This is a genomic window from Desulfobacterales bacterium (assembly GCA_034520365.1).
GTDB lineage: Bacteria > Desulfobacterota > Desulfobacteria > Desulfobacterales > Desulfosalsimonadaceae > M55B175.
This window is the reverse complement of sequence record JAXHNP010000002.1, coordinates 606,364-624,855: the sequence shown is the minus strand read 5'-3', so window position 1 is coordinate 624,855 and position 18,492 is coordinate 606,364. Positions and strand designations below refer to the sequence as shown.

Sequence of the window (18,492 nt, the reverse complement as noted above, 5' to 3'; positions counted from 1 at the left end):
AAATGTCTCGCCTATTTTAAATATATACCACAATGCTGCATCAAGCTCATCCACTTTTTTTTAAATTGCTTATATCCTGCCGATATGCATCTTTTGCGAATCTGTATTGTTCTCATAAAAAGGGTGAGGGATGACGAAGAAGCTTGCGGACGGTTATGTTTACCTTATTTTTTGGAAGGTCAGCATTTTTATGGATACAAACATATAGGCGCGTTTAAACATTTTTTAACTGCGGATTACACGACGCCGGCAGATCTGTTCAATATACGGAAGGATCGGAATGAATGAAAAATACGGTGCTTGCAATGTGCGGGATAACAATCTTTCTGGCCGTGGTCGGCGTTGTCCGGCAGGGACCGGCAATCATTATCCAGGCCCTGATGGTCGGGGGAAAAATGCTGATAGAAGTCATGCCCCTGTTAATAGCCGCTTTTATACTTGCGGGAATGGTTCAGGTGCTCGTCTCCAGGGAGACCATAAGGAAATGGCTGGGAAAAGATTCCGGCATGAAAGGGATAATGCTTGGCGGTATTGCCGGCGCGCTGGTCCCCGGGGGACCGTATATTTTTTATCCGATCGCCGCCTCTTTTCTGCTTTCCGGTGCTGAAATAGGCACGGTGGTCACTTTTGTGGTGGCCAAAAACCTCTGGAGTCTGAGCCGCCTGCCAATGGAGGTTGCTTTGCTGGGACCGGAACTTACCTTTATCAGATTCATCGTAACCTTTATATTCCCGATTATCATCGGTGTTATCGCCAACACCTTTTTTAGGGGCTACGTGGATAAAGTCAGGGACCAGATCCGGCATATACAAGGGGCGGGGGAAGAAACTTGATTGCCGCCCTTATTATCTTAATTATTTTGGCTGCCGCAGCTTCGGCTTACGCTTACAAAAAAGGCGACGGCTCCCATGTGCGGGGTTTTAAAATTGCCGGCAACACGTTTATCAATATCGCGCCCCTGCTTTTTATCGCGTTTATACTGGCCGGATTTATGCAGGTGGTTATCCCGCCGGAGTTGATCAAAAGCTGGCTGGGGGAAGAAGCCGGTTTGAAGGGGATTTTTATCGGAAGCATCGGGGGCGCTTTGATTCCCGGGGGCCCCTATATCGCTTTTCCCATCATTGCCACCATATACAAGGCGGGCGCGGGACTCGGCACCGCAGTTGCCTGCGTTACCGGATGGGCATTATGGGGGGTGATTACCACCATGTTTGAGCTCGCTATCATCGGGCACCGCTTTACTCTGCTAAGGCTGGGCCTGGTTTTGATTTTTCCTCCAATTGCCGGAATATTGGCCAATATGTTTTTCTGACAGGCAGTCGATTTGACGCATGGGTTCTCGCTTATCCCTCCTGCATTTATTTAATCGTACTCAGTCCCGCGCAAGCGGGACGGTTCTCGTTCTCGTTCTCGTACTCGAAAAAATTAAAAACCGATTACGGTTATAAATCTAAGAAATAGCTTATGAGTTTATGAGTAAATATGAATATGAAACCCCCTACGCGGGGAAATCAAATCATTTTGAAAACCATTGGAAAGCACCCAGGTTTTATGGTATTTGATTTATTTTCAGGCAATTTAACCTTTGTTTGCGATAAATCGCCATGCCCCTTCATTCAAAGCAAAATAGTAAGAAAACATATGACGGCGGGATTGTTGCCGGTTCCCTGCTGGTTGCGGAAAAACACCCGGATATCCGGGTTTCCCACATCAATTTGTTTCATCTGCTAATCGATATCCTAAAGACCAGAAAATCACCCTCGACCTCGACGACGGCGTCAAGGTCAATTATACCAAATTCGACAACCTGCTTGCAGAAACCAAGGCAGTCTGCGGAAAATGATCAAGCGATAAACGTTCTATGAACCTGAAAATGCTGAAAAAGCTGATTTCTGCCGGCGAATCCGAAAATATGGAATTCAAAAATTCCACCGGCCAGCGTACCGCCGCCATGAAGGCAGTCTGCGGGATGTTAAACAGGCTGGGCGGGTTTGTGCTCTTCGGGGTTACGGATAAAGGCGAGCTGCGCGGCCAGGATATCAACGCAAATACCATGGAGACCATTTCCGCCGAACTCAGCCGGATCGACCCCCCGGCTTTTCCGGATATCGAAACCGTAACCCTGGAAAACGGAAAATCAGTTATCGCACTGCGCGTGCCTGGAGGCGGCGGGGTATACACATATGACGGCAGGCCCTATATCCGAACCGGCCCGGCCACACGGGTCATGCCCCGGGAAGAATACGAGCGCCGGCTCATGGACCGCATGCATTCCACCCGGCGATGGGAAAACGAACCGGTTGCAAAAGGCGTGTCCATAAAAGACCTGGATGAAGAAGAAATCCAGATGACCCTGTCTAACGCAGTAGAGGCCGGGAGGATTGACAGGCCGAGAAACATCGACACTCAATCCATCCTCACGGGGCTGGGGCTGATTGTTGACGGGCGGCTGACCAATGCTGCTGTGGTATTGTACGGCAAGAGCAAGAAACTGGAAACCTTTTACCCCCAGTGCGCAATTCATCTGGCCCGTTTCCGGGGAGAAAATCGGCTGGCCGACTTTTCAGACAACCGGAAATACTGGGGCAATGCGTTTTCGCTGCTTGAGCGGGCCGAAAGGTTTGTCCTGGATCACATGCAAATTTCAGGAAGAGTGATTCCCGGCAGGATGAAACGGGAGGATCATCCTCAGTATCCGCCTCGTGCCGTGCGGGAGGCTCTGGCAAATGCCATTTGTCACCGGGATTACGCTATACCGGGTGCATCCGTATCTGTTGCGATCTACGATGATCGAATGGAAATTGTAAACCCCGGCTCCCTGCACTTTGGCCTGACCCCGGAAATTCTGACAGAGCCTCATGAGTCCAAGCCCTGGAATCCCCTGATAGCCAATGTGTTTTACCGGGCGGGTATTATTGAGCAATGGGGAACCGGTACGTTAAACATTATCGACTGGTGCAGGGAAAATAAGAATCCTGATCCGGAATGGTCACTTTCGGGAGGTGCGGTTTATCTGACTTTAAAACCGTTTGCGGAAAAACCGGATTTAACGACCCAGTCGGCGACCCAGTCAGCGACCCAGTCAGCGACCCAGTCGAGTGATCCGGTAATCCGGCTCATAAGAATATTGGCGCATGGACCGTTATCATCAGCCGAGATAAGGGATCTGCTGAAACTCAAGCACCGGCCGACATTGCGAAAGAACTACCTGCATCCCGCGCTTGAGAATGGGCTTGTAGAAATGACCATACCGGAAAAGCCCAAAAGCAGGCTGCAGAAATATCGTCTCACTGAAAAAGGCAGCAGATTGCTGAACGGGAAATCTTAAAACCATTAAAAGTGATCCCATGGACACCAAACAGATAACAGAAGCCCTGGGCGATATATTTGACAGGGAAAAGCACCGGATCGTGTTCTGGTATGACGGAGTGCGGGAGTTTGAAGAAGCTCTGCCGGAACTGGGCATGGAGGATGTTTGCGTGCTGCGGCTCGATGAGTGCAGCCCCCTGGAGGCAAAAATCCGCCTGGAAATCGGGGATACCAGCGGCCGGTATCTGCTGTATGCCCCCCATGAAGTGCCTGCGCCGGAAAACGACTGGCTCATTGACATCCGCCTGCGGGATGCGGTTGTTGAAAACGGACAGCGGGATTTCAAACCGGCAAAAGAAATTATCAACAGGCGGCTTGACGGCTACTGGGCAGGCGCCTTTCTGGCGGAGATCTCGGGCATGCTCGGGGTGCTGCCCGGATATACGGCCCTTAGCATGGCAGCGCTGCTGCCGCATGACACGTTGTCGATCAAGGATAACGGGGATGTGCTGGCAGACGGAAAACCAACATCAACGATAAAGCAGCGCGAAAATATCCTGGCAAAAAATCAAGGCACCGCTAGCAAGGCGGGAGACCATGATTGCCACATGCACATGGTTGAGATCCACAACACCGGCCCGGCTCCTGACCCTGTGCAGCGTAATTGCGTTCTGCTACGGGCTTATAGGCAAGCCCGTGATGGGTCAGCTCGTGGTGATCGGAGACATGAGCCTTGGCGGAAACATCGTGCCCGGGGCCAACATCGCAGAAACCCTCCAGGTGGCCTTTGACTCCGGGGCAAAGCGGATCCTGCTTCCCATGAGCAATGTAAACGATATCCCCAGCGTACCGGGCGAGCTTTTTGCCAAGTTCCAGACCAGCTTTTATTCAGATCCCGTGGATGCGGTGTTTAAGGCGCTCGGGGTGGAGTAACATAGAGTATCGTCTGCCTCATTGACAGTGATGCGCCGGAAAAAGGCCTTTAATGAATGAACATCATAAAAAATAAGAAAGGCGACCGCGGGGGGCGCCTTAACTCATTGATTTTATTGGTGCCGAGGGGCGGAATCGAACCACCGACACGGGGATTTTCAGTCACCTGCTCTACCGACTGAGCTACCTCGGCCCAAAATTTAATAAGTGGTATAAAGAATAACCTGATTGCCTGTCAAGGCCTTTTTTTACGAATATCGCCATAGAGGTATTGAATCAGCGTGCAAGCGGCAATGGCAGCGGTTTCCGCCCGCAGGATGCGAGGGCCCATGGTAAGGGGGGTAAACCCCTGATCCGCGGCTGCCAGCGCTTCCTTTTCAGTAAAACCGCCTTCCGGGCCGATCATGACAAAGGCCTCTGCGGTATCAGGAACCGGCGCATCCGCTGCGGGGAGGGCGGCTTCGGCGTTTTCCCAGAAGATGAGCTTTTTATCCGCCTTTTGGCTCAATTCAAGCGCCTCGTCAAAAGCGGCTGGCCATGCGATTTCGGGAATACGGCCGCGTTGGCTTTGCTTCACCGCTTCTTTGGCAATGGTCTGCCACCGCTCAATGCGCGAGGCGAGTCGTTTTTCAGGCGGCCGGGCGATGGAGCGGGCGGTGATTATGGGCAAAAACACAGCAATGCCGAGTTCGGTCAGGTGGCGGACCAGGAGATCCATTTTTTTTTCTTTTAAAAATCCGATCGCCATGGTCACCCTGATATTCGATTCAGAGCCCGTGGCATATTTTTCATGCACCCGAACCTGCACGCGGGTATCGGTTATCTCTTCAATTTCCGCGATATAGGCATAACCGGAGCCGTCCACGAGTTCGACGAAATCGCCCGGCTGCATGCGCAGCACGGTTTTGATATGCCGGGCCTCGGTGCCGGAAATGGTAGCCATGGAATCCGGAAACAGTCTGTTTTCAGTAAAAAAGCGCCGCATTTGTTTTTTTAAAAACTTTGGATTCTGTATTTTAAAGTAAATGAAATACTGATAAAGAGATTATGCTGCCCGGGTCTTGACGTCAATAACCGAAAATTCAATTTTCTTGACACCAACTGCCGGTTTTGCTAAAAAAATAAGATAATCTTTTGATACTTTTATATAATTTTATGCCAAAGGGGTGGGGATGATGGTCGAAAATTCCGAAAACCGGCCTGAAGATAAGGAGCCAGGTCAGGAGTCAGGGGCATCCGAAGATGTGATTGAGTTGTCCGATATCGCGATCGGCACCACGCAGGAGGATGAAGAAATCATAGAGTTAACCGAAGAGGTCCTTGATGAGGCCATGGGGGCGGTTTCAAGCGCCACCGGGGATTCTGAGGAGGGAGAGACGCTCGATCTCTCCGAAGCTGAAAAATTCGGCGCAGGAGAAACTTTCGAGGATTCAGCATTAAGCAAAGGGGAAGACGCAGTTACCCCTCAGGAGCCTCTGAGTTTGGATGAAGAAGAATCCGAGGAGGTTGAAGAACATATTTCCCAGGAACTGGATGATTTCTTCGGAGAGGATGAGACGGGTCAATTCGCGCCTTCTGCCCCGGAAACCGGTCAGCCGCCGGAAGAGGCGGCTGAATCAGAACGGCCATCCGGGCCGGACACCCCTCACACGGAACTGGAAGCCACCATCGAGCGGGTTATCGAGGAGAAGTTTGCGGACCGATTTGAAAAGATGTTCGCCGACATCATCGATGCCCGACTTAAAGAATCCATGGAACAGCTGAAGCAGGAACTGCTTGAGGCCGGACAGAAGTAGCGCCAGCCTTTGGCAAACCTTATTAATTGACCGTTTAACCTAAATTGACCGTTTCAGATTTTTAAGAATATGATTTTGTAAAGGATTATACCAATTTATATTTTAACACTCTGAAACCCTCCGGGATTTCCAATTTTACCGCATCTACTGCGTCAGATGCAGCCTCGCATAGTTCACTATAGCTCGCCTGCATCTTCCTTGTATCTGCGGCAAACTTGAAAATCGCTCAATTTAGGTTTAATTAACTTTTGAAATGGGGGTTGGTTATGCATTAATCCCCATTTTTTTAGTGCCACGCAGGACGGCTTCGCAAAAAGTCCAATATCTTTGTTGCGCTGCATCCCTCGGAATTTCACGTACGAGTCAGTACGCTGCATTCCTCGGGATTTGCGCGCCGCGATCTTGAACTTTTTTCTTTGCCGTCCCAGAATCGACTTTTTACGAGTCCATCACGCAGGATTTTTGAAAATGGAAGCAGAAGCAATGAAAAAAGGATACGCGCCTGAGGAAGTTGAAACCAAATGGTATGAATACTGGGAAAATAACGGATTGTTCGCTGCGTCCGAAGATAGCGCAAAGAAGCCGTATTCCATTGTCATTCCGCCCCCCAATGTCACCGGTGTGCTGCATATGGGGCATTCCCTGAATATTACCCTGCAGGATATCCTCTGCCGGTACCGCCGCCTTCGCGGCGACAATGTGCTCTGGATGCCCGGCACGGACCATGCGGGCATTGCCACCCAGAATGTGGTGGAGAGAAACCTTGCGGAAAAGGGGATTGATCGGCACCAGATCGGCCGGGAGAAATTTGTCGAGGCCGTATGGGAGTGGCGCCGGAAATACGGGGATGCGATTATCAATCAGTTAAAACGGCTGGGGGCCTCCTGCGACTGGGACCGGGAGCGCTTCACCATGGACGAGGGGCTTTCGCGGGCGGTGCGCAAAGTGTTTGTTGAGCTCTATGAAGCCGGCCTCATTTACCGGGGCAACTATATTATCAACTGGTGCCCGCGATGCCAGACCGCGCTTGCGGAGCTTGAAGTCGAGCACGAGGAGTCTGACGGCCATATCTACCATATCCATTACCCGATGGCAGATGGCGGCGACGGCCCTATCGTGGCCACCACCCGGCCGGAGACCATGCTGGGGGATACGGCCGTGGCCGTTCATCCGGAAGATGGGCGGTATCAGCATCTGCATGGTAAAAGCGTGAGGCTGCCCCTCACTGACCGGGACATCCCGGTGATAACGGACGCCTATGTGGACGTCTCTTTTGGCACAGGCGCCTTGAAGATCACCCCGGCCCATGATCCCAATGACTTTGAAATCGGAAAGACCCATGAACTGCCCACTGTTAAGGTGATCGGCGAAGACGGCCGCATGACGGAGGCGGCCGGTGCCGCCTATGCCGGTCTGGATCGGTTTGAATGCCGGCGCCGGGTGGTGGCGGACCTTAAGGATCAGGGCCTGCTCAAAAAAGTCGAGGATTACAAGCACAGCATCGGCCACTGCTACCGCTGCCAGACCCTTGTGGAGCCCAATCTTTCCAAACAGTGGTTTGTCAGGACCCGGCCGCTGGCTGAAAAAGCCGTTGATGCGGTAAAAAACGGCGAAACCGGCATTGTCCCGGAAAAATGGCAGAATGATTATTACAAGTGGATGGAAAACATTCGGGACTGGTGTATTTCCCGCCAGATCTGGTGGGGGCATCCGATTCCGGCATGGAAATGCGCGGACTGCGGCCACCTGGCGGTGGCGTTTGAAGATCCCAAAATATGCCCGGCCTGCGACAGCGACCGGCTCGAACCGGATTCCGATGTGCTGGATACGTGGTTCAGCTCCGCCCTGTGGCCGTTTTCCACTATGGGGTGGCCGGATCAGACCAAATTACTGCAAACCTTTTATCCCACCTCGGTCCTGGTGACCGGGTTCGATATTTTGTTTTTCTGGGTGGCCCGGATGATGATGATGGGCTGCCATTTTATGCAGGAGGTGCCGTTTAAAGATGTTTATGTCCATGCCCTGGTAAGGGATGAAAGCGGCAAGAAAATGAGCAAATCCTCCGGCAATGTCATTGACCCGATGGTCATCATCGAGGAATACGGCACCGATGCCCTGCGGTTTACCCTGGCCGCCTTTGCCGCCCAGGGCCGGGACATCAAACTTTCTGAAAAGCGGATCGAGGGATATCGGAATTTCATCAACAAACTCTGGAATGCCGCCCGGCTGACCCTGATGCACGTGACGGAAAAGCCCGGGCCCATTGATCCGGCGATTTTATCCCTGGCAGACCGGTGGATGCTCTCGCGCCTGAATACGGTGACCCATAATATGGCGGAAGCCATTGACGGATATCACTTCAACACCGCGGCCAATGAGATCTACCAGTTTGTATGGCATGAATTCTGCGACTGGTATCTCGAAGCGGCCAAGCCGGCCTTATACGGCAAATGGGGGGCGGATTGCCAGAAGGCGGCATTGAGCGTGTCCTGGCGCGTTCTGCATGAGACGCTCATTCTTCTGCATGCTTTTATTCCGTTTGTCACCGAAGAGATCTGGCATCTGCTGCCCGGCACGCAAGGCTCCATCATGGAGGCCGTTTATCCGTCAGATGCCCCGGACTTTGATCAAATCAAAAAGGACCCGGCGGCAGAAGCGGACATGGATCTTGTGATAGAGATTATTACCGGCATCCGAAATATTCGCGGCGAGATGAATATCGCCCCATCACTAAATTTGTCGGTGCTGGTTCAGACCGACAATGCCGACCACCAATCGCTCATCCGGGGCAATCAGGAGTTGATCGCCAGCCTGGCGCGTCTCGAATCCCTGGATGCGGCGCCTGCAGGGGAAAAGCCAAAGGCCACGGCCACAGCCATTGTTGCGGATATGGTGATCTCGGTCTATCTGGAGGGGGTTATTGATTTTGCCAAGGAGTCCCAGCGGCTTGAAAAGGAAATCGGCAAGCTGGATAAAGAGCTTCAGGCGCTTTCCAAAAAACTGGAAAATGAAAACTTTATCAGCAAGGCGCCGGCTGAGGTGATTGAAAAGGCCCGGAACCAGCACAGCGAGTATATGGGAAAAAAGGAAAAGCTTAAAAACAATCTTCACATGATACAAACGATTTCGCAGTAGCCATGGAAAACGAAGACTTCAGCCTTGCCCCGTACCACCTGGATCAGCTGATTGAGCTTGCCATTATCGAGGACATCGGCCCGGGTGATATCACCACCGCCGCGCTGCCCGACCGCCCCTCAAGCGGCGAGGGGGTTATTCTTGCCAAGGAGCCGGTGGTCATCGCCGGGCTTGAGGCGGCGCGCCGGGTGTTTGAGCGCATTGATCCCAAGGTTGCTTTTTCCGCCCTCGCTTCAGATGGGGATGAAGCCCCTGCCGGGCAGGAGATTGCGCGGGTTGCGGGCGATTTTCGCTCATTGTTAATGGCCGAGCGGATTGCCCTTAATTTTCTGCAGCGGCTATCCGGCATCGCTACCCATGTGCGCGGCTATGTCCGGGAGCTTGCGGCAAAGCCGGTCCGGCTGGTGGATACCCGCAAGACTATTCCCGGGTGGCGGGCGCTTGAAAAATATGCGGTCCGCATGGGCGGGGCAGCCAATCACCGCATGGGGCTTTATGACGGCATCCTGATTAAGGACAACCATATTGCGGCATTCGGCGATATCCGCACTGCGGTGGCATCCGCCCGTCAAGCCGCATCCCACCTCTTAAAAGTTGAAATTGAGGTCTCAAGCCTTAACCAGGTTCAAGAAGCGCTTGCAGCGGGCGCGGATGTGATTATGCTGGATAATATGAGCGATACCGATATTCGGCAGGCGGTTTCTGAAATCAAGGGCCGTGCCTCAATAGAGGTTTCCGGCCGGGTGTCCCGCAGCAGCCTGCAATCCCTGGCTGATATGGGCGTTGATATCATTTCCGTTGGCGCCTTGATCCACGCCGCCCGGTTTGTTGACTTGAGCATGCGCATCCAGCTGTCGGCCCCGGCAGAATCTTAGTAACGGCTTTACTTCAGACCGTTAACATAAAAGAACAACCCAACATAGGTGACCCCTGATCCATGATCCCCATTCGCGACACCGTTCCGTCCAGGAACTATCCGATCGTCAATAATTGCCTGATCGGGATCAATGTCGTGATTTACTTTGTCCAGATGGCCCAGGGACGCCAGCTCACCGAATTTGTCTACACTTACGGCCTGGTGCCGGCCAAACTCACGGTGCCCCAGATCGCTGCGCATTTTACGCCCGGCCAAATTCTTTTTTCCCTGTTTTCCTTTATGTTTTTGCACGGCAGTTTCCTGCATATTCTGGGCAATATGTGGTCTTTGTATATATTCGGCGACAATGTGGAGGATCGGCTGGGCTCGGTTTATTATCTGGGGTTTTATCTTCTGGCCGGCATTGTATCCGGATTGTTTCATTTTTTTCTCAACATGACCTCCACCACCCCCACTATCGGGGCGAGCGGGGCGATTGCCGGGGTCATGGGCGCATATTTTATTCTTTATCCCCACTCCCGGATTCTAACGCTTATCCCCATTCTCATTTTTCCATTGTTTATCGAGATTCCGGCGTTTTTCTTTCTGGGGCTCTGGTTTTTCCTGCAGCTTTTTAATGCCACACTGGGCGGGGGCGCGATGAGCGGCATTGCCTGGTGGGCCCACATCGGCGGTTTTGTTTTCGGGGTTCTCGCGTTAAAAGCTTTGGGGATCTTTCCGGAAACCAAGTTTGGAGATACCCTGCGGCGGGCCTCCATGCAGAAGAAAAAGTCGCCGCGGCTCCAGATGATCCAGCCGTCCGGTCGCGGCCAGGATATAGACCTTTATGAAACCATAGGCATTACACCCTATGAAGCGGCAGCCGGTGCGAGAAAAACCGTTAATATCCCATGGGGGTTTTATAACCGGTTCTATCGGGTCACTATTCCGCCGGGCATAAAGGATGGCAATGTGCTGCGGCTGCGGGGGCTGGGCAGGCAGGCACCGGACGGGGAGAGGGGGGATCTGTATTTAAGCGTAAAGATTGAACAGCCCTTTAATCAGCACCGGTAAAGGGTCAGCCGGGCGGCTGTTCCGGCAGCAGATGGGCGATGCGGTTGCGGCCATTCTGCTTGGCGATGTACATGGCGCGATCCGCCCGTTTGACCAGGTCTGAAACCGAATCCGTATCCGTATACTCGGTAACCCCGATGCTGACAGTCACTTTCGAATCATTGATATGATCAAGGGTTTCCGTATTAACCGCTTCTTTGATCCGTTCCGCCACGGTCAGGGCGGCATCGCAGGCGGTTTCCGGCAGAAGGACTGTAAACTCCTCGCCGCCGTATCGATAGGCGGTGTCCATGGTCCGCATGCATGAAGTGATCATGCGCGCCACCCGCCTGAGAATCCGGTCTCCCTCCAGATGCCCGTAAGTATCATTGAAATGTTTGAAGTGGTCCACATCAATGAGCAGGATGGAGAACGGCCGCTTATAGCGGTGGTACCGATTGACCTCCTGATCGATTTGATTGTAGAAATGGCGGGAGTTGAACAGCTTGGTCAGATCGTCGGTGATGGCCAGTTCCTTTAACTGTTCAAGAATCAGGGCCCGCTCCTGGGTCAGGCGGCGTTCCCGCAAAACGCGCTTTAAGCGCAGCTGAAGCTCCTCGAACTTGATGGGCTTGAAAACAAAATCATCCGCGCCCTTGTAAATCGCTTCCTCATAGGTGTAGTCACCGGTGTAGCCGGTGATGACGATTATATCACTGTCATAGTGTCCCTTGATATGGCGGGTCAGCTCCAGTCCGTCCATGCCGTCCATGATGATGTCGGTGATAATAACATCCATATGCTGGCTGCGGAGAAGCTCCATGGCCTCTTCCGCGCTGCCCACGGCATATGCCTGATATTCCATGATGGTCAGGAACTCATGGATGGAATCCCTAACCGCCGGATCATCATCAACGATTAAAATTCTGGCCGACATATAGCGCTGCCCGCTGCTTTTTTAAGGGATTGCACGGCTAATTTGTTCTAACCGCAAAATCCATACCCCCGGTCCTGTTAACGCTAAGGTTGGGATTCGTTTTCTTCGCTATCGGGATCGAAATCGGGATCGGGATCGAAATCGATGCTGTAGACTTCCTGATCCTCTCGAACTTGGTATCCTCTTCCGCCGAGACGGCTGAGCATCGCGGCCATACGGTCGAGTTCATCCTTGCGGTTCCGGCTTTCCATCTTGTCCAGCGCCTTGCCGACAACCAGCACATCTTGAATCGCCGCGCACTCAAGCGCGGAGCCACGAGCGATTTCGAAGTAACGCCTTCGGTCGGCTTCCGCGGTCTTGCCATTACCTTCGGCGATATTGAGCGGTATCGACTGGCTGGCCCGAAGCCATTGATCCCGGGCGGGCCGATGGACTTCGTTCAGGCTGTCGGCCTTCTCGTAAACCCATGCAACGTAGCCTATTGAAAGGCGATAGACGTCCAGTTTTTCGTGTTCAAGGGTCATATTTTTTTCGATCCCGATCCCGATAGCGATTTCGATTTGGATACAGAACAAATTAGCCGTGTAAGGGATTGAAAGACGCATTGACATGAATCCGGATAATTGATAAGTATGCGTGTTCTCAAAAAGATTAAGTGCTAATATATATCACGCCAAATCAAAATATGTCAAATTTCTTTTCGCCAAACAGGCGAAAAACGGATAGCCAAATGGATAATATAAGGAATTTCAGTATCATCGCCCATATCGACCATGGTAAATCCACCCTGTCCGACCGGTTGATCCAAACCGCGGATATAGTCGCGGACAGGGATTTTATGGATCAGATCCTGGACAACATGGATATCGAAAGAGAGCGGGGCATTACCATAAAGAGCCAGACCATCTGTCTGCCTTACACGGCCTCGGACGGCCGGCTGTATTATTTGAACCTGATTGATACCCCCGGACACGTGGATTTCAGCTATGAGGTATCCCGGGCGCTTGCGTCCTGCGAGGGAGCACTGCTTCTGATTGACGCAAGCCAGGGCGTGGAGGCCCAGACCATCGCCAATATGTATCTGGCGGTTGGCAATGACTTAGAGATTATCCCGGTGATCAATAAAATTGATCTGCCCTCGGCTGAAGTGGAAAACGTTAAGGAGCAGATCGCCGAAGACCTCGGCCTGGACCCGGATGAGGCGATTCTTTGCTCCGCCAAGGAGGGGATCGGCATTGAGGATATTTTTGAGGCGATTATTACCCGGCTGCCGCCGCCGGTCGGAAATCCGGAGGCGCCTTTAAAGGCCCTTATCTTTGATTCGCATTATGATCAGTTCAGGGGCACCATCGTGCATTTCCGCGTACTGGATGGTCGGGTGAGGCCGGGCGATGAAATCATGTTCATGTTCAACCGGGCCTCCTATACAGTGGAAGAGGTGGGGATGTTCCAGCTAAAGCGCGTACCCCAGAAAGAGGTGGCCGCCGGCCGGGTCGGGTATCTGATTGCCGGCATCAAGACAGTTGGCGACACCCGGTGCGGGGATACGATTACGCATAAAAAAGCGCCCTGCGACAAACCCTTAAGCGGATTCCAGGAGTCCAAGCCGGTGGTGTTCTCCTCCATTTATCCGGTTTCTACAGATGATTATCCTGAGCTTGCGGCCGCTCTGGACAAATTAAAGCTAAATGATGCATCCCTGATTTATCAGAAAGACTCCTCCGTGGCGTTGGGATTCGGTTTTCGGTGCGGATTTCTGGGACTCCTTCATCTGGAGGTGGTGCAGCAGCGCCTGGAACGGGAATACGATCTCTCGCTCATTATCACGGCGCCGTCTGTGGAGTATGAGATCGAATACATCGACGGCACAAGGCAGATCATCGACAATCCGGCGGATTACCCGGATCCGGGGAAACTTGCCGCCACCCGGGAGCCCTACATCCGGGCATCCATTATTGTCCCGGACAGCTACATGGGCGTTGTGATGAACCTTTGCCTCGAACGAAGGGGTGTTAATACGAATTACCAGTATTTTACCAGCAACCGGCTGGAGATGATATTTGAGCTGCCGCTGGCCGAGGTTGTTTATGATTTCTATGACAAGCTCAAAACCGTGACCCAGGGATACGGCTCTTTTGACTATGAAATCATTGATTACCGGGAATCCGATCTGGTGAAACTCGATATCCTTGTAAATGGCGAGCGCGTGGATGCCCTGTCCCAGCTGGTCCACAGGGATAAGGCCGTGGAGCGGGCCAAGTACGCGTGTGAAAAGCTGCGGGATGAAATCCCGCGGCATATGTTCAAGATTGCGCTGCAGGGAGCCATTGGCGCCAAAGTCATCGCCCGAAAGACGATTAACGCCTATCGCAAGGATGTCACCGCCAAATGCTACGGCGGAGACGTGACCCGGAAGCGCAAGCTTCTGGAGAATCAGAAAAAGGGCAAGAAGCGGATGAAGATGGCCGGGGACGTGATGATTCCGCAGTCGGCTTTCCTGGCGGTGTTAAAGAGTAAGGATTGATGGCTTCGCAAAAAGTCCAATATCTTTGTTGCGCTGCATCCCTCGGAATTTCACGTACGAGTCAGTACGATGCATTCCTCGGGATTTGCGCGCCGCGATCTTGAACATTTTGCTTTGCCATCTCAAAAATAATATTTACTCCAGAAGCTTTGGCTGATGTCATTCCGAGGCGCGTGAGCGCCGAGAAATCTTGTTTGCTATAGTACGAATCAGTAGGGCGGATAAGCGACAGCGCATCCGCCAAATGTTTCGAGTTCACAGTTCACGGTTCAATGACTCGATCGCATCCAGAAATGACAGCCGAGTCCATTTTGGGTCTTAAATTAACGGCATTGATCCGGGAAATTATTTGCCGCAGATTTCAAAGCTGTTAAAGAAATAGTTGATTTCAAATTCCGCGGTTTCCGGGGAATCGGAGCCGTGCACCACGTTTTTTTCGATATCCGTGGCAAAATCCCGGCGGATGGTCCCTTCAGCTGCTTCCTTGTAATTGGTGGCCCCCATTAACGTGCGGTTTTTCTCGATTACCTGCTCGCCTTCAAGGACCATGACCACGATCGGGCCGGAGGACATGAAATCGGTCAGGCTGTCAAAAAACGGGCGCTCCTTATGGACGGCATAAAACCCCTTGGCCTGCTCCTTATCCATTTGAAGCATTTTCATGGCGACAATTCGGATATTATTGGCCTCAAACCGCTTGATGACCTCGCCGATCAGCCCCTGCTGCACCCCGTCCGGCTTTATAATTGATAGTGTGCGCTCCATATGCTTACTCCTTTCATTTGGTTTGGTCGGTAAATTGAAATGCTTCCTCTATCAGACGGCCCCCTATGAAGTCAAGCCATGTCGGCGATGATCCACGGCTAATTTGTTCTAACGCCAAATCCATACCCCCGGTCCTGTTAACGCTAAGGTTGGGATTCGTTTTCTTCGCTATCGGGATCGAAATCGGGATCGAAATCGCTATCGGGATCGAAATCGATGCTGTAGACTTCCTGATCCTCTCGAACTTGGTATCCTCTTCCGCCGAGACGGCTGAGCATCGCGGCCATACGGTCGAGTTCATCCTTGCGGTTCCGGCTTTCCATCTTGTCCAGCGCCTTGCCGACAACCAGCACATCTTGAATCGCCGCGCACTCAAGCGCGGAGCCACGAGCGATTTCGAAATAACGCCTTCGGTCGGCTTCCGCGGTCTTGCCATTACCTTCGGCGATATTGAGCGGTATCGACTGGCTGGCCCGAAGCCATTGATCCCGGGCGGGCCGATGGACTCCGTTCAGGCTGTCGGCCTTCTCGTAAACCCATGCAACGTAGCCTATTGAAAGGCGATAGACGTCCAGTTTTTCGTGTCCAAGGGTCATATTTTTTCGATTTCGATCCCGATCCCGATAGCGATTTCGATTTGGATACAGAACAAATTAGCCCTGGCGATGATCAACGTTGTCAGGTTATTATTGTCACGTATATTGACTCGCTTAGGTAGCTGCCCCCCCGGTTTTTTGGGCGGCAGTGAATAAAATGGTTGACAGCGGCTTCTTATGTGACTAACTTCTTTTACATTTTTCTTCAGGAGAAAAAATTTTATCATTTTTATTTATGCATAGGAGGGAATCATGTTTGAAGTCACCGAATCCGCACAGGAAAAAATTAAGGAGTTTTTTCAGGATAAGGAAATACGCCCGATTCGGCTGTTTTTGAATTCCGCTGGGTGAGGCGGGCCGTCACTGGCTTTGGGTCTGGATGACCCAACAGAACAAGACAAGGTGTTTGATATTAACGGGTTTCAGTTTGTTGCCAACAAAGAATTGCTGGCTGAGGCGCAGCCCGTGACTGTTGATTTCAAAAATGTCGGTTTTGAAATCACATCCAGCTTCCAGCCGTCTGCCGGCGGCTGCGGGGGGTGCGGTACATCCAGCACCTGCTGCTAGGTAAGGGCTGAGGCACTAAGTCTTTTAAACTGTGATCTCAAAAATATTTGGCGGATGCGCTTTCGCTTATCCACCCTACTGATTCGTACTCGTGCTCGTAATCGGCTTTTAATTTTAACGAGTACGAGTACGAGTACGAGAACCGTCCCGCTCTCGCGGGACTGAGTACGATAAAGTTCCTTAGAAGCCTGAACACTGAACACTGAAACCTTGAACTTTACACCCAACACCTAATACCCAACACCCAATACCCAAAACTTCTAAAGTCTTCTATTGTCCAAAAAACAACTGCAGCCCGAAAAAATAAAGACAGCTCACCATAATGAGGCCAAGGCACGGCAGCCAGAGGAGCCGGTAGACGGCCTTCATATCCGCCTTAAAGTATTCATTTGAGAGAATCAGGCAAAGATGCAGCGGGGAGATGAGTACGCCCGCAAACCCGCAGGTCATGGCCAGCATGATATAGGGCATCAGGGAGGCGCCGGGATCCAGGGAATGGATCAAGGGGATTAAAATCGGAAACGTGCTGCCCACAAACGCCACAGTGATCCCGGTGATTGTGCCCACCAGAAAGGGCAGCACAAGGGCGATCAAAAAAATGGGGATTTTTAACATGATCAGTTCCTCGCTGATCATTTCCACCGCTCCGCTTTTTTCCAGGATCTCCTTGAAAACAAGAATGGCGAGTATCATATACACCATCTTCAAAAGCTCCCGGCTGGCTGAGCGTTTAAACAGCAGGAGAATGCCCTGGCGGTTTTTATGCGCCACCCATCCGATGGCAAGGAAAAGCGAAATGATCAGACCAATCTCTTTTCCGACGTGGATTTCCGGAGCGAGCCGGGATATAAGCAGGCCCATCAAGAGCCCCGGAACGATCACAATAAGAATCGGCAGCAATTCGATCCAGAACGGCATAGCCGGGCGATGGCCTGCGGGCTTGGCATCGGGGGCGTCCGCACCGGCCTGTTTTAGGATCGTGTAGCCAAAGGAAACGGCAATCACGGTTAGCGGAGACATGATCAATACCAACAGGGCCAGATTGACATCTGCCAATACGGTGGCCAGAAGAATCCCGGGATAGAGCGGCCACCAGTATTCCCAAATATGCCGGAACCAGTAATTGGTAAAACTCAACTGGCTGCCGGATAAATTCGAGTCCTCGCCGAGTTGTTTGACCATTGGCGCCGAGAATACCGCGCCGCCGGGCATGGGCAGCAGACCGATCAGGGCGGGGAACACGATAAGGTTTAGCCGGGGATTGGCGAGCAAGCCTTTGAAGGCATCCAGCATCCGCTGCATTTGTCCGGTTTGTTCCATGCTGCTGCTTAAGATCAGTATGAGGGCGACGATCAGGGCCAATGAAAGGGTTTTTGGATAGATCACCGCTTTTCCTGAGGCAGCCAGCAGGTTTAGCACCGGCATGGTAAACAGAAGGCTTAACAGCAGGGCGCCCAACAGAAATGCGTTTCCCAGGGAGAATTTTTTGCGGATGGCAAAAAGAATCGCCGCAAAAACAATGCAGACGCGGATAATCGCCGGGATGTGATCAAGGATGGGCATGTCCGGTGCGGTCAGTTGAAGCAATTATGCCTCAAGCCGATTGTTTCAACCGAACATTGAGGCATAATTAAAAGCCTGGTGAAAGATTGACTGACGGGAGAATTAACTGACGGCGTCTTTGAGCGCCTTGCCGGGAGTAAATTTGGGCACTTTTCTGGCTTTGATGTCGATGGGGGCGCCAGTCTGCGGGTTGCGGCCTTTTCTGGCCTCCCGTTTTACCGGTTTGAATGTCCCAAATCCGACCAATGTGACGGAATCTCCTTTTTTCATGGCATCAGTGATGGTGGATAACATGCAATCCACGGCTGCCTGGGCTTCCTTCTTGGTACTGACGACTTTTGCCACCTCGTTGACTAAATCTTTTTTGTTCACCGCATGACTCCTTTCTTTGTTGTTCAAATGGATTAAAAGACTCGTTTGGCCCCTTCCGTAACTTGAACCCGAATACCGGGTTTTAT

18 protein-coding genes and 1 tRNA gene are annotated in these 18,492 nt (G+C 52.0%); 11 read left to right on the top strand and 8 right to left on the bottom strand.

The genetic code is table 11. The annotated features are described in order from the left end of the window. The first annotated feature begins 284 nt into the window (after window positions 1-284). From U5L07_03140 to U5L07_03120, 5 genes are all read left to right on the top strand, one after another. A complete protein-coding gene (locus tag U5L07_03140; protein MDZ7830727.1) occupies window positions 285-833 on the top strand; it encodes a permease in 549 nt (182 codons plus the stop codon). After that, a complete protein-coding gene (locus U5L07_03135) occupies window positions 830-1,312 on the top strand; it encodes a permease (protein MDZ7830726.1) in 483 nt (160 codons plus the stop codon). Before U5L07_03140 ends, U5L07_03135 begins: the two co-directional genes overlap by 4 nt. Before the next feature lie 549 nt (window positions 1,313-1,861). Further along, window positions 1,862-3,328: an ATP-binding protein gene (locus U5L07_03130; protein ID MDZ7830725.1), complete on the top strand. Its 1,467-nt coding sequence runs from the start codon at window positions 1,862-1,864 to the stop codon at window positions 3,326-3,328. Between the two features lie 19 nt (window positions 3,329-3,347). Beyond that, window positions 3,348-4,100 (top strand): PglZ domain-containing protein, encoded by a 753-nt coding sequence (locus U5L07_03125; protein MDZ7830724.1) that lies wholly within the window; start codon window positions 3,348-3,350, stop codon window positions 4,098-4,100. Next, on the top strand, window positions 4,009-4,242 hold the full coding sequence (locus tag U5L07_03120) for a S16 family serine protease (protein ID MDZ7830723.1): 234 nt from the start codon (window positions 4,009-4,011) through the stop codon (window positions 4,240-4,242). The genes U5L07_03125 and U5L07_03120 overlap by 92 nt, the downstream gene beginning before the upstream one ends. 117 nt (window positions 4,243-4,359) lie before the next feature. Here U5L07_03120 and U5L07_03115 read toward each other — a convergent pair. Together U5L07_03115 and U5L07_03110 are read right to left on the bottom strand one after the other, a co-directional pair. Next, window positions 4,360-4,435: transfer RNA gene (locus U5L07_03115), tRNA-Phe, on the bottom strand. A gap of 42 nt (window positions 4,436-4,477) precedes the next feature. Continuing rightward, window positions 4,478-5,227 carry a 16S rRNA (uracil(1498)-N(3))-methyltransferase gene (locus U5L07_03110; protein MDZ7830722.1) on the bottom strand — a complete coding sequence of 250 codons (750 nt, stop codon included), beginning with the start codon at window positions 5,225-5,227 and terminating at the stop codon, window positions 4,478-4,480. A 187-nt stretch (window positions 5,228-5,414) separates the two neighbouring features. Here U5L07_03110 and U5L07_03105 point away from each other — a divergent pair, with 187 nt between their 5' ends. The 4 genes from U5L07_03105 (at window position 5,415) to U5L07_03090 (ending at window position 11,103) form a co-directional block, all read left to right on the top strand. Then, window positions 5,415-6,038 (top strand): hypothetical protein, encoded by a 624-nt coding sequence (locus U5L07_03105; protein ID MDZ7830721.1) that lies wholly within the window; start codon window positions 5,415-5,417, stop codon window positions 6,036-6,038. Window positions 6,039-6,506: 468 nt separating this feature from the next. Beyond that, window positions 6,507-9,173, top strand: a complete 2,667-nt coding sequence (locus tag U5L07_03100; GenBank protein MDZ7830720.1) for a valine--tRNA ligase — start codon at window positions 6,507-6,509, stop codon at window positions 9,171-9,173. Between the two features lie 2 nt (window positions 9,174-9,175). Further along, window positions 9,176-10,048, top strand: a complete 873-nt coding sequence (nadC, locus tag U5L07_03095; protein MDZ7830719.1) for a carboxylating nicotinate-nucleotide diphosphorylase — start codon at window positions 9,176-9,178, stop codon at window positions 10,046-10,048. Between the two features lie 62 nt (window positions 10,049-10,110). Then, window positions 10,111-11,103 (top strand): rhomboid family intramembrane serine protease, encoded by a 993-nt coding sequence (locus U5L07_03090; protein MDZ7830718.1) that lies wholly within the window; start codon window positions 10,111-10,113, stop codon window positions 11,101-11,103. 4 nt (window positions 11,104-11,107) lie between these two features. On the opposite strand, the gene U5L07_03085 is transcribed toward U5L07_03090, so the two are convergent. Both U5L07_03085 and U5L07_03080 read right to left on the bottom strand, forming a co-directional pair. Further along, window positions 11,108-12,019 (bottom strand): diguanylate cyclase, encoded by a 912-nt coding sequence (locus U5L07_03085; protein ID MDZ7830717.1) that lies wholly within the window; start codon window positions 12,017-12,019, stop codon window positions 11,108-11,110. Between the two features lie 83 nt (window positions 12,020-12,102). Next, window positions 12,103-12,624: a four helix bundle protein gene (locus tag U5L07_03080; protein MDZ7830716.1), complete on the bottom strand. Its 522-nt coding sequence runs from the start codon at window positions 12,622-12,624 to the stop codon at window positions 12,103-12,105. 125 nt (window positions 12,625-12,749) lie between these two features. Between U5L07_03080 and lepA the strand changes: the two genes are divergently transcribed. Continuing rightward, the gene (lepA, locus tag U5L07_03075; GenBank protein MDZ7830715.1) at window positions 12,750-14,543 is read left to right on the top strand and encodes a translation elongation factor 4; all 1,794 of its coding nucleotides are present in this window, start codon (window positions 12,750-12,752) and stop codon (window positions 14,541-14,543) included. A gap of 345 nt (window positions 14,544-14,888) precedes the next feature. Here lepA and ndk read toward each other — a convergent pair whose 3' ends face one another. Further along, the gene (ndk, locus tag U5L07_03070; protein ID MDZ7830714.1) at window positions 14,889-15,308 is read right to left on the bottom strand and encodes a nucleoside-diphosphate kinase; all 420 of its coding nucleotides are present in this window, start codon (window positions 15,306-15,308) and stop codon (window positions 14,889-14,891) included. 143 nt (window positions 15,309-15,451) lie between these two features. Further along, the gene (locus U5L07_03065) at window positions 15,452-15,904 is read right to left on the bottom strand and encodes a four helix bundle protein (protein ID MDZ7830713.1); all 453 of its coding nucleotides are present in this window, start codon (window positions 15,902-15,904) and stop codon (window positions 15,452-15,454) included. Between the two features lie 369 nt (window positions 15,905-16,273). Here U5L07_03065 and U5L07_03060 point away from each other — a divergent pair, with 369 nt between their 5' ends. Continuing rightward, a complete protein-coding gene (locus U5L07_03060) occupies window positions 16,274-16,471 on the top strand; it encodes a hypothetical protein (protein ID MDZ7830712.1) in 198 nt (65 codons plus the stop codon). Between the two features lie 270 nt (window positions 16,472-16,741). Here U5L07_03060 and U5L07_03055 read toward each other — a convergent pair whose 3' ends face one another. Both U5L07_03055 and U5L07_03050 read right to left on the bottom strand, forming a co-directional pair. Further along, window positions 16,742-18,058 carry a DUF401 family protein gene (locus U5L07_03055; GenBank protein ID MDZ7830711.1) on the bottom strand — a complete coding sequence of 439 codons (1,317 nt, stop codon included), beginning with the start codon at window positions 18,056-18,058 and terminating at the stop codon, window positions 16,742-16,744. A gap of 78 nt (window positions 18,059-18,136) precedes the next feature. Continuing rightward, on the bottom strand, window positions 18,137-18,406 hold the full coding sequence (locus U5L07_03050) for an HU family DNA-binding protein (protein MDZ7830710.1): 270 nt from the start codon (window positions 18,404-18,406) through the stop codon (window positions 18,137-18,139). Between the last annotated feature and the right edge of the window lie 86 nt (window positions 18,407-18,492).

Coding starts and splice junctions, on each gene's coding strand:
- U5L07_03140 (MDZ7830727.1), top strand. CDS start 285: ATGAAAAATACGGTGCTTGCAATGTGCGGGATAACAATCTTTCTGGCC.
- U5L07_03130 (MDZ7830725.1), top strand. CDS start 1,862: ATGAACCTGAAAATGCTGAAAAAGCTGATTTCTGCCGGCGAATCCGAA.
- U5L07_03125 (MDZ7830724.1), top strand. CDS start 3,348: ATGGACACCAAACAGATAACAGAAGCCCTGGGCGATATATTTGACAGG.
- U5L07_03120 (MDZ7830723.1), top strand. CDS start 4,009: ATGGGTCAGCTCGTGGTGATCGGAGACATGAGCCTTGGCGGAAACATC.
- U5L07_03110 (MDZ7830722.1), bottom strand. CDS start 5,227: ATGCGGCGCTTTTTTACTGAAAACAGACTGTTTCCGGATTCCATGGCT.
- U5L07_03105 (MDZ7830721.1), top strand. CDS start 5,415: ATGATGGTCGAAAATTCCGAAAACCGGCCTGAAGATAAGGAGCCAGGT.
- U5L07_03100 (MDZ7830720.1), top strand. CDS start 6,507: ATGGAAGCAGAAGCAATGAAAAAAGGATACGCGCCTGAGGAAGTTGAA.
- nadC (MDZ7830719.1), top strand. CDS start 9,176: ATGGAAAACGAAGACTTCAGCCTTGCCCCGTACCACCTGGATCAGCTG.
- U5L07_03090 (MDZ7830718.1), top strand. CDS start 10,111: ATGATCCCCATTCGCGACACCGTTCCGTCCAGGAACTATCCGATCGTC.
- U5L07_03085 (MDZ7830717.1), bottom strand. CDS start 12,019: ATGTCGGCCAGAATTTTAATCGTTGATGATGATCCGGCGGTTAGGGAT.
- U5L07_03080 (MDZ7830716.1), bottom strand. CDS start 12,624: ATGCGTCTTTCAATCCCTTACACGGCTAATTTGTTCTGTATCCAAATC.
- lepA (MDZ7830715.1), top strand. CDS start 12,750: ATGGATAATATAAGGAATTTCAGTATCATCGCCCATATCGACCATGGT.
- ndk (MDZ7830714.1), bottom strand. CDS start 15,308: ATGGAGCGCACACTATCAATTATAAAGCCGGACGGGGTGCAGCAGGGG.
- U5L07_03065 (MDZ7830713.1), bottom strand. CDS start 15,904: ATGACCCTTGGACACGAAAAACTGGACGTCTATCGCCTTTCAATAGGC.